This is a genomic window from Vibrio splendidus, assembly GCF_002873455.1.
Lineage (GTDB): Bacteria > Pseudomonadota > Gammaproteobacteria > Enterobacterales > Vibrionaceae > Vibrio > Vibrio splendidus_J.
The window spans coordinates 24,762-39,314 of record NZ_MCUN01000018.1; the positions used below are offsets into that span (position 1 = coordinate 24,762).

The 14,553-nt window shown below is 43.7% G+C and carries 14 protein-coding genes and 1 pseudogene; 14 read left to right on the forward strand and 1 reads right to left on the reverse strand.

Annotated elements, in window-relative coordinates:
* Positions 1-72 precede the first annotated feature (72 nt).
* From opp1B to BCU75_RS15535, 14 genes and pseudogenes are all read left to right on the forward strand, one after another.
* Positions 73-1,017, forward strand: a complete 945-nt coding sequence (gene opp1B / locus BCU75_RS15470; protein ID WP_102474365.1) for a nickel/cobalt ABC transporter permease — start codon at positions 73-75, stop codon at positions 1,015-1,017.
* Positions 1,014-1,838: a nickel/cobalt ABC transporter permease gene (opp1C, locus tag BCU75_RS15475; RefSeq protein ID WP_102474366.1), complete on the forward strand. Its 825-nt coding sequence runs from the start codon at positions 1,014-1,016 to the stop codon at positions 1,836-1,838. Before opp1B ends, opp1C begins: the two co-directional genes overlap by 4 nt.
* Positions 1,835-2,641, forward strand: a complete 807-nt coding sequence (locus tag BCU75_RS15480) for an ABC transporter ATP-binding protein (RefSeq protein WP_102474367.1) — start codon at positions 1,835-1,837, stop codon at positions 2,639-2,641. Before opp1C ends, BCU75_RS15480 begins: the two co-directional genes overlap by 4 nt.
* Positions 2,641-3,423 (forward strand): ABC transporter ATP-binding protein, encoded by a 783-nt coding sequence (locus BCU75_RS15485; RefSeq protein WP_102474368.1) that lies wholly within the window; start codon positions 2,641-2,643, stop codon positions 3,421-3,423. The genes BCU75_RS15480 and BCU75_RS15485 overlap by 1 nt, the downstream gene beginning before the upstream one ends.
* Positions 3,420-4,724 (forward strand): MATE family efflux transporter, encoded by a 1,305-nt coding sequence (locus tag BCU75_RS15490; RefSeq protein ID WP_102474369.1) that lies wholly within the window; start codon positions 3,420-3,422, stop codon positions 4,722-4,724. The genes BCU75_RS15485 and BCU75_RS15490 overlap by 4 nt, the downstream gene beginning before the upstream one ends.
* A gap of 158 nt (positions 4,725-4,882) precedes the next feature.
* On the forward strand, positions 4,883-5,242 hold the full coding sequence (locus BCU75_RS15495) for a DUF6559 family protein (protein WP_102474370.1): 360 nt from the start codon (positions 4,883-4,885) through the stop codon (positions 5,240-5,242).
* Between the two features lie 399 nt (positions 5,243-5,641).
* Complete coding sequence (locus BCU75_RS15500) at positions 5,642-7,108, forward strand: lytic polysaccharide monooxygenase (protein WP_102474446.1); 1,467 nt, start codon at positions 5,642-5,644, stop codon at positions 7,106-7,108.
* A gap of 288 nt (positions 7,109-7,396) precedes the next feature.
* On the forward strand, positions 7,397-7,936 hold the full coding sequence (locus BCU75_RS15505) for an MAPEG family protein (protein ID WP_102474371.1): 540 nt from the start codon (positions 7,397-7,399) through the stop codon (positions 7,934-7,936).
* Positions 7,937-8,059: 123 nt separating this feature from the next.
* Positions 8,060-9,490: a PLP-dependent aminotransferase family protein gene (locus BCU75_RS15510; protein ID WP_198593426.1), complete on the forward strand. Its 1,431-nt coding sequence runs from the start codon at positions 8,060-8,062 to the stop codon at positions 9,488-9,490.
* Between the two features lie 142 nt (positions 9,491-9,632).
* Positions 9,633-11,219, forward strand: a complete 1,587-nt coding sequence (locus BCU75_RS15515) for a cytochrome ubiquinol oxidase subunit I (RefSeq protein WP_102474372.1) — start codon at positions 9,633-9,635, stop codon at positions 11,217-11,219.
* 12 nt (positions 11,220-11,231) lie between these two features.
* Complete coding sequence (gene cydB, locus BCU75_RS15520) at positions 11,232-12,368, forward strand: cytochrome d ubiquinol oxidase subunit II (RefSeq protein ID WP_102474373.1); 1,137 nt, start codon at positions 11,232-11,234, stop codon at positions 12,366-12,368.
* Positions 12,369-12,378: 10 nt separating this feature from the next.
* Positions 12,379-12,459 (forward strand): annotated as a pseudogene (cydX, locus tag BCU75_RS24580) (cytochrome bd-I oxidase subunit CydX); the annotation flags it as partial.
* A gap of 239 nt (positions 12,460-12,698) precedes the next feature.
* Entirely contained in the window at positions 12,699-12,878 is a 180-nt protein-coding gene (locus tag BCU75_RS15530; RefSeq protein ID WP_102474374.1) for a hypothetical protein, read from the forward strand.
* A gap of 265 nt (positions 12,879-13,143) precedes the next feature.
* A complete protein-coding gene (locus BCU75_RS15535) occupies positions 13,144-13,632 on the forward strand; it encodes a GNAT family N-acetyltransferase (RefSeq protein WP_102474375.1) in 489 nt (162 codons plus the stop codon).
* 140 nt (positions 13,633-13,772) lie between these two features.
* Here BCU75_RS15535 and BCU75_RS15540 read toward each other — a convergent pair whose 3' ends face one another.
* Positions 13,773-14,348: a nucleoside triphosphate pyrophosphohydrolase family protein gene (locus tag BCU75_RS15540; RefSeq protein WP_102474376.1), complete on the reverse strand. Its 576-nt coding sequence runs from the start codon at positions 14,346-14,348 to the stop codon at positions 13,773-13,775.
* Positions 14,349-14,553: the final 205 nt, after the last annotated feature.

The following is a 14,553-nucleotide window of genomic DNA, read 5'->3' on the forward strand; positions in this document are numbered from 1 at the left end:
AGCTTATTGACTGACACTCTTTTTGGGGTGTCAGTCTTTTTGCTTACTGTTTTACATTAAGAAAGTAACCGAATGGCTAAATACATCCTAAAGCGATTGCTGAGTGCGAGTGTGACACTATTCTTTGTCTCTTTTATCGCGTTTGCCTTAGTTAATATTATTCCAGCAGACCCTGCTGAAGTGGCACTGCGTGTCAACGACACGACACCGAGCCCAGAAGCGATTGAAGAAATTCGTTTAGAGCTCGGTCTCGATCGTCCGTTTTTAGTCCGTTATACCGATTGGCTAGTCTCATCTGTACAGGGCGATTTTGGTATCTCGTACACCAATACCAATCGACTGGTTTCAGAAGAACTTGCACGAAGCTTTCCTTACACGTTAAAACTCGCAGGGTTATCACTCATCTTGTTGGTGTGTATCAGTATTCCAATCGGTGTACTCAGCGCGGTGTACAAAGATCATTGGTTTGATCGCATTGTTCGCGTGTTCATTTTTGCTAGTACCGCAATGCCTAACTTTTGGTTAGCCTTCATTCTTATTTGGGTGTTTTCGATCAATCTTTATTGGCTGCCGAGCAGTGGCGCGACCACTTTCAGCCATTTCATACTGCCGTCTGTGACCTTATGTATGGCTTATGTAGCGACATACATCCGCCTTATCCGTAACTCTATGTTGGACTCGATGAATCACAACTATGTGAATTATGCTCGAGCTCGCGGCATTTCAGAGCGTAGTGTCATTTGGAAACACCTGTTAAAGAACTCGCTGCAAACTTCAATGACAGCGCTAGGCATCGGTATCGTTCGTTTGATTGCGGGCACTGTTGTTATCGAAAGTATTTTCGCAATACCTGGCTTGGGCCGACTTGCATTGGCGGCTATTTTTAACCGAGATTACCCGATTATTCAGGCTTACATTTTGGTCATGGGTAGTTTGTTCGTTGTTTCCAATCTGTTGATTGATATTTTACATACGGTGGTCGATCCCCGTCTTAAATCGGGGGCGAAAAACTCATGATGAGACGTTTGATTTCCAATAAGACCGTCGTTGTTTGTCTGTTTATATTAACGGCGATTTGCTTAATGGGTGCGTTTGCAGCTTTCCTAGCTCCGCATGATCCAAACTTGGCCGATGTGATTAATTCTATGATGCCGATGTCAATGGAGTATCCATTGGGTACCGATCACTTAGGCAGATGTATCTATTCTCGCTTGTTGTTTGGTATCCGTACTACCTTGTATTACTCATTGTTAACTATGGTGATTACGGCGATAGTTGGTGGCTTTATTGGTGTGGTTTCTGGCTATATGCGTGGCAAAGTGGACTCACTTATCATGCGTGCGTGTGAGGTGATGTTGTCCTTCCCGTACGAAATCATTGTGCTAAGTATTGTTGGCATCATGGGGCCGGGTATCTTCAACATTATCATCGCTAATTTCATTGCAAAAATTGCGTGGTACGTGCGTATTGTCCGAAGTTCAGTGATTTCGTTTAACCACCAAAATTATATATTGTACTCACGCACGGTGAAGACGCCACGAAGCTACATCTTCCGTAAGCACTTGGCTCCGAACATCGCTGCAGAGGTCATCATCCTTGCAACGCTAGATTTAGGCTGGATAATTCTAAGTATCTCGACCCTGTCTTTCCTTGGTTTGGGTGTTCAACCACCAACGGCGGAATGGGGAGCTATGTTGAGCGATGCCAAAGAAGTCTTGTTCTCTAGCCCTGAACAGATGGTTATCCCAGGGATTGCAATCATGGTTGTGGTCGCGTGTTGCAACTTACTTGGTGACTCCTTACGTGATGTATTAGACCCAAGAACGGAGCAAAGATGATGTTAGAAGTTAACAATCTGAGTGTTTCGTTGAAAAGACCAACACCTATAGAGTTGGTTTCTGATGTGAGTTTTACGCTCAAAGAAGACCAGTGCTTGGGTATTTTGGGGGAGTCGGGAAGTGGCAAGAGCTTAACCTGTAACGCGATTAATGGGCTATTGAATGACTCATTCTGTATTTCGGGTCATGCACTGTTTGAAGGTGAGAATCTATTTGAAATGCCTCAAAAACAACGTCGTCAGTTAAGGGGTGAGAAGATCTCCATGATCATGCAAAGCCCAATGACGGCTTTTAATCCACTGTTCACCATTGGCAATCAAGCTGTTGAAACGATAAAGCAACACCAACCAATGAGCACCAAAGAGGCGTTGGATTTGTTTTGTGATGTACTGACTCGAGTCAATCTAAAATCCGTGCGTGGCCTCATCAAGAAGTATCCACATGAGCTAAGTGGTGGAATGCTTCAACGCATCATGGTGGCACTTGCGTTGGTACTGAAACCGAAGTTGATCGTTGCAGATGAGCCAACAACAGCGATCGATTACATTTCGCAGCGCGAGGTGGTCAAAGAGCTGCAATTTGTACGAGAACAATTTGGAACCAGTTTGATTTTTGTTAGCCATGATCTGAGTTTGGTGTCGCATGTCGCCGACAATGTCATGGTGATGAACCAAGGAAAGGTTGTTGAGTACGGAACGACCCGAAAGGTATTCACAAAACCAGAGAGCAAACATACACGCTACCTAGTGGATACACGCATGGCATTGGTTAATCGCTTTAAATCAGTCATGGAGAGAAACTAATGTTGATTGAAGTTAAAAACGTCACTAAGGCATTCAAAAACGATGACAGCTGGTTGTTTCCTAGTTACCAGAACGTACTCAATGGTGTCTCTATCACCGTTGATGAAGGCGAGTGTGTCGGTGTCGTCGGAGAGTCGGGCAGCGGTAAAAGTACGCTAGGGAAAGTGATCCTTGGCTTAGAAGCTGCTGACAGTGGTGAGGTTGTTCTGGGTGATGCGATCGTAAACTTACCAATGCATCAAGTGATGAGTGTGGTCTTCCAAGATTACAACACCTCAGTGAACCCAAGGTTGACGATTCGAGAGATCATTAATGAGCCTTTGATTCACGAAAAGGTCGGTAAGTTAGAACGAGAAAGCCACTTAAAACTGTTGCTTGAAGAAGTGGGCTTAAATGCAGACATGCTTGACCGTTACCCACATCAACTCAGCGGTGGGCAATTACAACGAGTCTGTATTGCCAGAGCGATTGCGCCGAACCCTAAGTTTATATTGCTTGATGAGGCGGTGAGCTCATTAGATGTGTCAGTTCAGGTACAAGTGCTCGATTTGTTGCAAAAGCTCAAACAAGAACGCCAGATCTCATATTTGTTTATCACCCACGATATAGCGGTTGCGAGTTTTCTGTGTGACCGTTTAATGTTTTTTAAAGATGGCCAAATCGTCGAGCAAGTCGATGACATGCGAGACCTAAAAAATGTACGTGACCCTTACACCCAAAGTTTGCTAGAGGCGGCGAGTTATCTAGAAATTCCGTTTGAAATTGAGTCTGAACAAGAATGAAACTGACACACAAAGACTATTCTAAAATCGCATTCCCATTTATCGTTTCTACTGTCACGCAGCCGTTATTGGGCGCAGTGGATACGGCTGTTATCGGCCAGCTCGGTGTGGCTGAGCTTATTGGTGGTGTGGCGATTGGTGCTGTGATCATGAATACCCTGTATTGGTTATTCGGTTTTTTCCGTGTTAGTACTACCGGACAAAGTGCGATTGCGCTTGGAAGAAACGATCTCGCAGAACAGGCAAGCAGTCTCATTCGCCCGTTGTTACTTGCGTTATGTATTGGTGTGGTTTTCATCTTGTCTCAGTCTTTGATTTGGCAAGGGGCGGAATGGCTCATAGAACCAGAAGCTGCGGTGGGTGAAAACGCTAAAACATACTTCGACATTATGATTTATGGTGCGCCTTTTGTTCTTATCAACTACACCATCATTGGGTGGTTGATGGGACAGACGAAGGCCAAAGCGACCTTGTTTACTCAAGTGGTAGGCAACGTACTGAACATCGTGCTTGATATTGTGTTTGTGATGTATCTCGACATGGGTATTGTTGGTGTTGCCTTTGCAACGTTGATCGCGCAAGTGACTACGTTTGCCATTGGTCTTATTTTCGTATTTAAAACGTGTCAGTTCTCACTATGGGAACATGCATGTTCATTAAACATTTCACCGAAAGATCTTAAGGCTATCGTGTCTTCGAACATGGATTTGCTACTGCGCACGGTTTGTATCCTAGTGTTTTTTAACATGATGGCTCGCGTAGGATCTCAGTTGGGTTCGAATGTATTGGCGACCAATGCAATCTTGATGCAAGTGACCTTTATCATTAGTTACATGTTTGATGGTATCGCTAATGCATCGAGTGTCTTTGCGGGTAAAGCCGTAGGGCAAAAAAATCCGACGTTGCTCGATAATGTGATTAAGTTAAACACGCAATGGACAACAGCGTTCGTTGTTGTCATGACATTACTGACTGTCATGTTTAAGCATCAAGTTGTTATGATTTTTACGACGTTGCCTGAGCTGATAGAGATCTACTTGTCAATGAGCCCTTGGTTGCTTGTATTCCCACTGGTAGCGGGATATGGCCTAACGTTTTATGGCATTTTTACTGGAACAGCGACGACTCGTCCAGTAAGAGACTCAAGCTTTATTACACTGATAGTATTTTTAATCGTCCAATTTTTTGCAGTACAACATTGGGGCAATCATGGCCTGTGGTTTGCTTTTACTTTGTTTTATGTAGGGCGATTTATATTCCTGATCCCATTCATTGGACAAGTAAAACGAAAATGCCTGTAATGCACGTGTTTTAGATGATCCACGAGAATATCCTTTTGAAGTCAGCGGTGTCCTGCTGACTTTTTTATTGAGTGCGTAATCAAAGAATGACATCCTAACAAGCTGTTAGGTTTTGCAAATGCGTCATGTGACCTTTGTAAACTAGATAAGGAATCAAGGTGTTCAGATATATTCAGCGACGAAGAATCAAAAAAGTAATCAAGCTACTATCTTCAATAATGGTCAAGAACTATGGAAGTCGTGACTTTTTCTCGATTGGACAAGTAGAAACGAGTTCTCGCGAACTGAGTAAGCGCCAACAACAGATTGCCTTAGCCTTGTTTGCGGATCCACAAGACCTTGCCGTTGAATTGGCTCCAACGATTCATTTGCTACGTAATGATGTATCTAATGACTTCTTTGGTGGCGACAATTACACAGCCCGTGATGTACTTAGTCTATTAGGTGGCGGCGGCTGGAAAGGCGGCAGTATGGACGATAATTTGTCCCACCATTTTGGTATGCACAGCCGTTATTAACTCTCTTCCAATTACTCAATTTGTGTGCACCTCGTGCCGTACATTTAGTGTCTGTCCCCCAAGCGACTTAATCATAAAGTCGCTTTTTTATTCACTTTGAATAATGTTCCCTCAATCAACATAGAATACTGAAATGTCATAATTCGAAGCAACATCATCTATCGACAACGCTTTTGTTTGAGTTGTGTGATTCTGATTCCTATCAATATAAAACCCGCTGTCATTGATAAAATTGACGTATATATTTTCGTTGTTCTTTAAGTCAGAAACTATAAGCCCTTGAAGTGCAATTTTGATTGGTAAGCGACCAATTGATGTTGTGTGTAGGGTCAAATAATAGAGAGTGGGAAAGTGACAACAATAAACAATAATATTCTAAAAATAGCAGTGGGTATGGCTATGCTATCGAGTGTGCCGTCAGTGGTAAACGCTCATGGCTGGTCTGAATTTCCAAGTGCACGTCAGAACACATGTTACGAGCAAGGCGGAGTTTGGTCAGGTACACCACCAAATGCTGCATGTGCGCAAGCAAAAGATATTTCAGGGTCATATCCGTTCGTTCAACGTAATGAATATGCGAAAAATATCCAAGATTTCAACAACATCAATGCTGTAAAGGCTGCGATTCCAGACGGCACTTTGTGTTATGCCAATGACTCGCAAAAACGTGGTATGGGCGCTCCTCATACTGGTTGGACTCGCACCGAGCTGAACACAGGTACATTCGAATATGTATTCAACGCGACTGCGCCACACAACCCGTCATTTTGGGAGTTCTATCTTACAAAACCAAATGCAGACCTGAGTAAAGGCCTGGCGTGGGGTGATTTAGATCTTATTCAAGAAGTTGGGAATGTTCCTGTAAGCGGCGGCAAATACCGTATCAACGTGACAATTCCTTCAGATCGTTCTGGCGATGCAATCTTATATGTACGTTGGCAGCGTGATGATTCAGCGGGTGAAGGCTTCTACAACTGTTCAGACATCACTATCGCGGGTGGTACAACACCTCCGCCAGAGCCGGGCCCTGAGCCTGATCTCGTACGTGGCGACCTATTTGTTTCAGAAGGTTTTGGTACTCCAGAAATTGGTGACACCGTTAAGTACGACATCATCAACAAGTATGGTGAAGTAGCGCGTAGCTTCGACATCGTCATCGACGCTTCAAACGTTAATGATTGGGCTCGTTTGTTGGCTTCAGAAATTAATGGCTGGCACGAAGAGTTTAAGGATGGCGCGATCTTCATTGGTGACTGGCATGCTGAAATGCAGCACTACATGTATTTCCAAAACGATCCTTCACGTAACTTCTTCAACTCAAAGGATAGCCGTGCTTCTGGTCAGCTAACGCTGATTGACGGTGGCGACGGTGGTGTTGAACCACTGAAAGGCGACATCTACGAGCTAGTGAAGAGTGACAACGTAGTGAATGCTGGCGACAAAGTTGTGATTGCAACAAGCGAAGCGGCGACATTAACTCAAACTCAAGGTTCTGCAGTCAGCATTCAAAACAACGGCACGGCTTCAATTGTAGTAGATACGACTGGTATTTTGGCTAATGAAACCTTGTCGTTCATGGCTAGCTCAATTGAAAGCGAAAGTGTTGAAACCTTCACGTTTGAAGTGATTGCTGATGACGGTGGTGTAACACCAGACCCAGATCCAACGCCGGATCCTGATCCGACTCCTGACCCAGACCCTACACCAGAGCCAGGCTCATGGGATTCATCAGCAACTTACCTAGGCGGTGAAGTCGTGACTTACTCGAACCAGTCGTGGAAAGCGCAATGGTGGGTTCAGGGTGGTGAAAACCCTAAAGCGGCCTACGAAAATGATCAGTGGGGCGTGTGGCGTCCAGCTAACTAGTCTTAACTCTCGTTAGCTAACTTACTTAATGGCTAGCCAGTTAGCTCGCTTTAAGACAATAACTAAGGCACCCCGCTCGATTGACGAGTGTGGTGTCTTTTTTGTTGGATAGACTTGAGAAACAAAGAGGAGCCAACATCAGAATCTGATAAGAAGACACAGACTAATGAACAGAATAGGTTTGTTTTTTCTTGGTTTTATCCTTTCATATAGTAAGAGAGCGTCACAAAAGTCAGCAGTTTGATAAGCAATAATGAGTCAGCACGTTCATTCAATGTAGAGGAATTTATGCAACTAACCAGCAAGCAAGTTGGCGTCTTTAAGGGGATGGCGTTGGCCATGTTCACCGCCATTCTCGTAATATTGGCTGCCATCATCTTAGACCCGTTCAATTACGCCCAAGTCAGTTTATTAGAGGGTAGGGCGACTGTTTTAGGACTGTCCTTGATACTGCCAACAATGATGTTGATCGTATCTATTGGGCGCTTGGCTAAGTTCAGATTCTTCAGTCAAGACGATATTGATGGCAGTGGGTTAACGTCTGGAACTCGGCAAGCCATCATTTTGCAAAGCATGCTTCAAAATACCTTAGAGCAATTGGTTATCGCATTCGGTGTGTATACGGCGTGGTGTTTGTTGATGCCTTCCTCTTGGTTATCTGCGGTCCCTGCTTGTTCAGTGTTATTTTTTATCGGTCGTATCTTCTTTTTCAAAGGCTACAGTCATGGTGCACCGGCAAGGGCTTTTGGTTTTGCGACAACCTTCTATTCAACGGCAGTGATGTTCTTGGTATTAGTGATCACCCAATTAGCCTTCGCCTTGAGTTAGTTAGACGCGTTGCAAAAGTGCTATCGACGTTTGAACCAAGACAAATGAATTTCGATTAGGGCTGAGTGTTGGTTTACCTGTAACATGATGTGCTTGTTATCTTCGAACACGAAAGACTTTTTGATGAAAAAATCCCAGATACTCGCCAATACAATTAAGAATCAGATAGAGCAAAACATCTGGTTGAGTGGTGAGAAGATCCCATCAATTAGAGATGCGTGTAAGCGCTATAAACTCAGTATCGAGACGGTACTGCAAGCCTATCAGCAGCTTGAAGATCAAGGCTATGTGCGCTCAAAGCCCAAGTCTGGCTATTTCGTGTTACCACGTAGAAATATGTTCACCTCAGAACTTGCACAGCAAAAAGCCATCAAGCCGTATCCCGTTAAAATCAGTGATTTGCTTTACGATGTGCTTCAGCGTGCCAAAGACCCTAGCATCATTCCACTTAGCTCGGCATTCCCAGATCCTGCTTTGTTTCCCCATCAAGCATTGTCACGCAGTTTAGCTAATGCCAGCCGCCAAATGCCCGACAACAGCATGCTCACTAATTTACCTCCAGGCAGTGAAACACTTCGTAGACAAATTGCCCAACGTTATCAAGTTCAAGGCTTGAACGTACTGCCTGACGATATTGTGATTACTTCTGGAGCGATGGAGGCACTTAACTTATGCCTGCAATCTTGTACAGAGCCGGGTGATTTAGTCGCGATAGAGTACCCTGCGTTTTACGGTGTGTTACAGACCATTGAAAGGCTTAACCTTACCGCTGTGGAGATCCCGACCGATCCTGAAACAGGCATCGATTTAGAAGTGTTGGAGTCGGTGTTCGCTTCAATGGACATCAAAGCGTGCTGGTTTATGACAGAATCGCAAAACCCGGTTGGTTATTCGATGAGTGATAGCAACAAGCAGCGACTGGCCGAGTTGGTGAATCAACATCAGGTCCCGATGGTTGAAGACGATGTGTATCGAGAGCTTCATGTCGGCAATCAAACTTCTTTGCCTGCTAAGGCCTACGACACTGGTGAACAAATCATGTTATGTGGTTCGTTTTCCAAATCGCTATCACCGGGTTTCAGAATCGGTTGGGTAGTGGCAGGTAAACAAGCACTTAAGATTCAGAGATTGCAGCATCTATCTACGTTATCGAGCAGTATTCCTATTCAGTTGGGTTTGTCTCATTACCTGACATTTTATAGCTATGACAACCATCTAAAAAAGCTTCGTAAGCTTTTGAATGAACGGAAGAAGGCGCATATAGGGCTGTTAGAAACAAGTTTACCATCGAGTGCTCTAATACATAAGAATCAAGGTGGTTACTTCATTTGGATAGAACTGCCTCATTCTGTTTGTGTTGAAAAGCTATATGAGCTAGCCCTTGAACAAAACATCTCTGTCGCTCCGGGAATCATATTCAGCAGTGACAAAAAGTTCTCCCATCACATTCGTCTCAATTGTTCGTACGTTTGTGACGACAAAATAACAGAAGCCATTCAAACACTAAGCGGCTTGATTCATACAATGGAATTACAAGCCAACGGGTGCAGCTAAGCGCCCATAGGTCGTTCGTCTAATAATTTAATCTGTTCTGTTTTTTAACAATCAATCTGTTCTAGTTTGGTTCGCGAGAACTGTGCTGAAATACGCTCCAATTCTTAATATGAAAGCCATCATTATGATGTTTGGAGCTTAAATGTTTGATGTAGTTGAATTGTCGCGTTTACAGTTTGCGCTAACCGCTATGTTCCACTTTCTTTTCGTCCCTCTGACTATCGGTATGTCGTGCTTACTGGCGATCATGGAGTCGATCTATGTACTCACCGGTAAACAAATTTATCAGGACATGACTCGCTTCTGGGGCAAACTGTTCGGTATTAACTTTGCGTTGGGTGTGACGACGGGTTTAACCATGGAATTCCAGTTTGGCACCAACTGGTCTTACTATTCTCACTATGTCGGCGACATCTTTGGCGCCCCTTTAGCCATCGAAGCGCTTGTCGCTTTCTTCTTAGAATCCACCTTTGTCGGCTTATTCTTTTTCGGCTGGGAAAGGCTATCGAAACGTCAACACCTTATGGTGACTTGGCTAGTGGCTCTGGGCTCAAGTTTTTCTGCACTATGGATTCTGGTTGCCAACGGTTGGATGCAAAACCCGATTGGATCAGAGTTCAATTATCAAACCATGCGTATGGAAATGACCAGCTTTGCCGAAGTGGTGCTCAACCCTGTCGCACAAGTTAAATTTCTTCATACAGTGGCCTCAGCGTATACCTGTGGCTCAATGTTTATCCTTGGTGTGAGCTCTTACTATTTGCTTAAAGGTCGTGACGTTGCTTTTGCAAAACGTTCGTTTGCTGTCGCAGCGTCGTTCGGCATTGCTTCTATCATATCGGTGATCGTATTAGGTGATGAGTCGGGCTATGAACTGGGTGACGTTCAAAAAGTGAAACTCGCGGCAATTGAAGCTGAATGGCACACAGAACCCGCACCCGCGGCGTTTACCTTGTTTGGATTACCAAACCAAGAAGAAGGCAAAACCGACTTCGCGGTAAAAATCCCTTATGTGATGGGAATTATTGCAACGCGATCTTTGGATGAGCAAGTTACCGGCTTACATGACTTACGCGACCAACACCTTGTCCGCATTCGTAACGGAATCATCGCTTATGAATTGTTGGAGCGTTTACGAGCAGGCGATACCTCTTATGAGGCAGAACAGGCCTTTGACCAAACTAAGCACGATCTTGGCTATGGCTTATTACTTAAGCGTTACACCGATACTGTAACCGATGCGACCGAGCAGCAAATCCAACAAGCGGCTGATGATTCAATTCCAACAGTGTGGCCGCTGTTTTGGTCATTCAGGATTATGGTGGCTTGTGGCTTTATTATGTTGTTTGTCTTTGGCGCGGCCTTCTTACAAACCTATCGTAAAAACATCACTCAAAAGCCTTGGCTATTAAAAGCTGCGCTATGGTCAGTTCCATTGCCTTGGGTTGCGATTGAAGCTGGTTGGTTTGTTGCGGAGTATGGCCGTCAGCCGTGGGCAGTCGGTGAAATTCTTCCTGTTGCAGTTGCGGCATCTTCGCAAACCGTTGAAAACTTGCTTACGTCTCTTGCTCTCATTATCAGCCTATATACCGTATTCATCATTGTTGAAACTTATTTGATGATTACCGTTGTTAAAAAAGGCCCGAGCAGCTTAAAAACAGGTCGCTATCACTATGAACAAAATACAACATCACTTAAAGCCAAATTGGCACAACAAGTTCAACAATAAGGTGACTGACTCATGTTCGAATATGACACATTACGTTTAATTTGGTGGGTTCTGATTGGCGTGCTGCTGATTGGTTTTATGATCACTGATGGTTTTGATATGGGAGTGGGGGCGTTGTTACCGTTTATGGGTAAAACGAACGCTGAAAGACGAGTGATGATTAACTCCATCGCGCCCCATTGGGATGGTAATCAAGTTTGGTTAATTACCGCAGGTGGTGCATTGTTTGCGGCTTGGCCTCTGGTTTATGCGACATCGTTTTCAAGCCTTTATGTGGCGATGTATTTGGTGCTTATTTCATTGTGGCTGCGTCCTTTGGCGCTTGAGTATCGAGCAAAGATCGACAGCGATCAATGGCGACAAGTATGTGACTTCGCAATCTCGTTCTCAGGCTTTTTTCCACCTATTTTATTTGGGGTGGCGTTTGGCAACTTGATGCAAGGCTTACCTTTTACGCTCAATAGTTTATTGATGGTTGATTACCATGGGTCGTTTATCGATTTGATTAACCCATTTGCGCTTTTGTGTGGCCTGGTTGGGTTATTGATGGCGCTGTTACAAGGCAGTGCGTGGCTGATGATGAAAACCACAGATGCGCTTTATGCAAAAGCAAGAGTGGTTACGCAAGTGAGTGCGGTATTTGCAGCTAGCCTGATGGTTATTGGCGGTTTAGCGATAAGCCAAATTGATGGATATCTGATTGTCAGTGAGTTGAACCATAGCGCAGTTTCAAATCCGTTAAACAAACAAGCGGTAGCAGAAACAGGTGCTTGGTTAACGAACTTCGATATTTATCCTTGGATGTGGTTGGCACCAATTGGTAGTGTGCTTATTCCGCTATTAGCTTTGATCAGCTCAATGTTGAAATGGGATGCGATTGTTTTTATTAGTTCAAGCCTAACTAACGCTTGCATCCTCTTAACGGCTGGTTTCACGATGTTTCCGTTCATTATTCCATCCAGAATTAACCCAAGCCACAGCTTAACCCTATGGGATTCAACATCAAGCGAACTGACCTTGAACATCATGACCAGCGTGGCGTTTGTGATGGTGCCTATCATTCTTTGTTATACCGCGTTCAGCTACCGAACCATGTTTGGACGACTCGATAGCGAGTATGTCGAACGCAATGGCCATTCACTGTATTAAGGAGTTTCTCATGTGGTATTTTGTTTGGATATTAGGCTTATTCCTAGCCTCTGCATTCGCGATTTTGAATGTTATCAACCTAGAAGTGAGTGTGAAACGGAGTCTTAATCGCTTGACCAAGAGCTATAAGAAAAGAACAAAATCGTGAATTTCTGGTCTTTGTTACACCTTTAAATCATGGCTTAGCTACTTTATTAGTTAGTGGCACAAAATGGTAAAACTCGATTCGAGTTAATGGCTAGAATTATTTCAAACGAAAAAAGTGAACAAGCCCTGATCACTTTATCTTATTCGAATAGATGCTTTGAAAGCTCGAAAGAGGATTATTTTATGTACGAACTAACACTGATTCTAAGCCTAATGATAGGTGGAGCTGATAGCACAGCAGAAATGGAAATTAACACCCAATTTACGACTCTTGAGCAATGTAATGAAGAAGGCGCAGCTCTAGCTGAGAAGCTAAATGTAACAGACCTTAAAGTCATGCAAGTTCAATGTGAGCGTGATTAACTAGAGCATGGTGAACCAAAGCGAACTAACGCCATAGGTTTCAAGATATGGGCACAATTAAGGTGTCCATATCGAATTACCTCCAGTTTAACTAACCTTGATTCCTCAAATTTACTTCTTCAGATCATCCACATACGTTCCCCGCATCAGCCCCAATAAAAACAATTCATCTAACCTATTGTTAAATATTTACTATTTGATACTGTGTCTAGGTGCACATTAAGGATGTGTTTCATATTTAGCGATGAAAATAGTAGGAGTTGCGATGAGTATTATAGTGAGACGGTCTGAACCGTCAGATGCAAAGGGAATCAAAGAAGTTTACGAATGCACTAATGCTTATACCGGTACGCTGCAACTCCCAAATCCATCTCTGGAAAGCTGGCAGAAGCGAATCTCTAACATGCCCGACAACGTGTACTCGTATGTCGCGATGATCGACGATGAGATTGTTGGTAGTTTGGGAATGGAAGTGTGTGTAAACCCGAGAAGGCGTCATGTTGCTTCATTTGGTATGGGTGTTAAGGACGATGTACTAGGCAAAGGTGTGGGTAGTCAGCTGCTCGCGACCGCGATCGACTTGTGTGATAACTGGATTAACATCAAGCGAATGGAGTTGACGGTGTATACCGATAACGAAAGAGCGATTAGCCTGTATAAGAAGTTCGGTTTTGTGATTGAAGGGGAGTCTGCAGGGTTTGCCTTTAGAAATGGCGAATATGTAGCGGCTTATCACATGGCGCGACTGGTATAGTGGTAACACGGTGACGTTTTCAAGAACTAGAAGACACAGAAAATAAAACGATAGATATTAAAACGCCACGTTATCGTAACGTGGCGTTTGTTGTTTTGACTCGCTAAAACATTAATGGTTTAGAAAGCTAAAAGACTTGCCTAAGCCGTTAGTGGCTCAAGGTTCGCAGGGCGGTAGTGTACTGATTTCAGTACTTTACCTTGGCGAATTGTTTTGCCTTCAGATACGAAATCTTCTGCGCACTTAGCGATGATGTATTCGCCTTTTTGAACCGCCATCAGTTTGATGTTTTGCTCAGCATAGAAAGCTTCTGTTTCAGCGTATTCAGTCTCGTTGCGACATACTTTGCTCATGTTGCTTGAGTGTACTTCGTCCCAGCAAGGTAAGAAGTCAATTGAGCGATTTTTAGAAACATTCAACAGTAGATCGATCAGGTAGCTGATTGCTAGGTTGTCTTCAACCTTAGTTTGACCAAGGTGAACTAAACGTCCCATCAAAACATAAACGCTGTCTACGATAGCGTCAGTTTGCTCGATTTTAGAGTCAGCTTCTGCAAGTTCTGTTAGTTCTTCAATCGCTAGAGACGTATGTAGCGTATCGCCTTTTTCGTCCATTGTTTCAGGAGCAGCAACAGGCAGATCAAAAGTACTGCGGAACTCTTCAATATCGCGGTAAAGGTGATCGTAGATTTCTTGGCTTAGTTGAGAAAGGTTCATTTTCCTATCCATTCTGTTTCGTTAATGGGGTATTTTACCAAAGCTAGGAATCGGGTGCTAACGCAAAGTCGAATAAGTTTGGTTTTATTCACTGGTTCAATGAGGTATCTTGCATACAAACTAATTGATTATTATGTTTTTTTACCCTTTACTCTTCTTAATATACCAAATATCGATGTTGCCTTTAACTTTGGCTGCAGTGGGA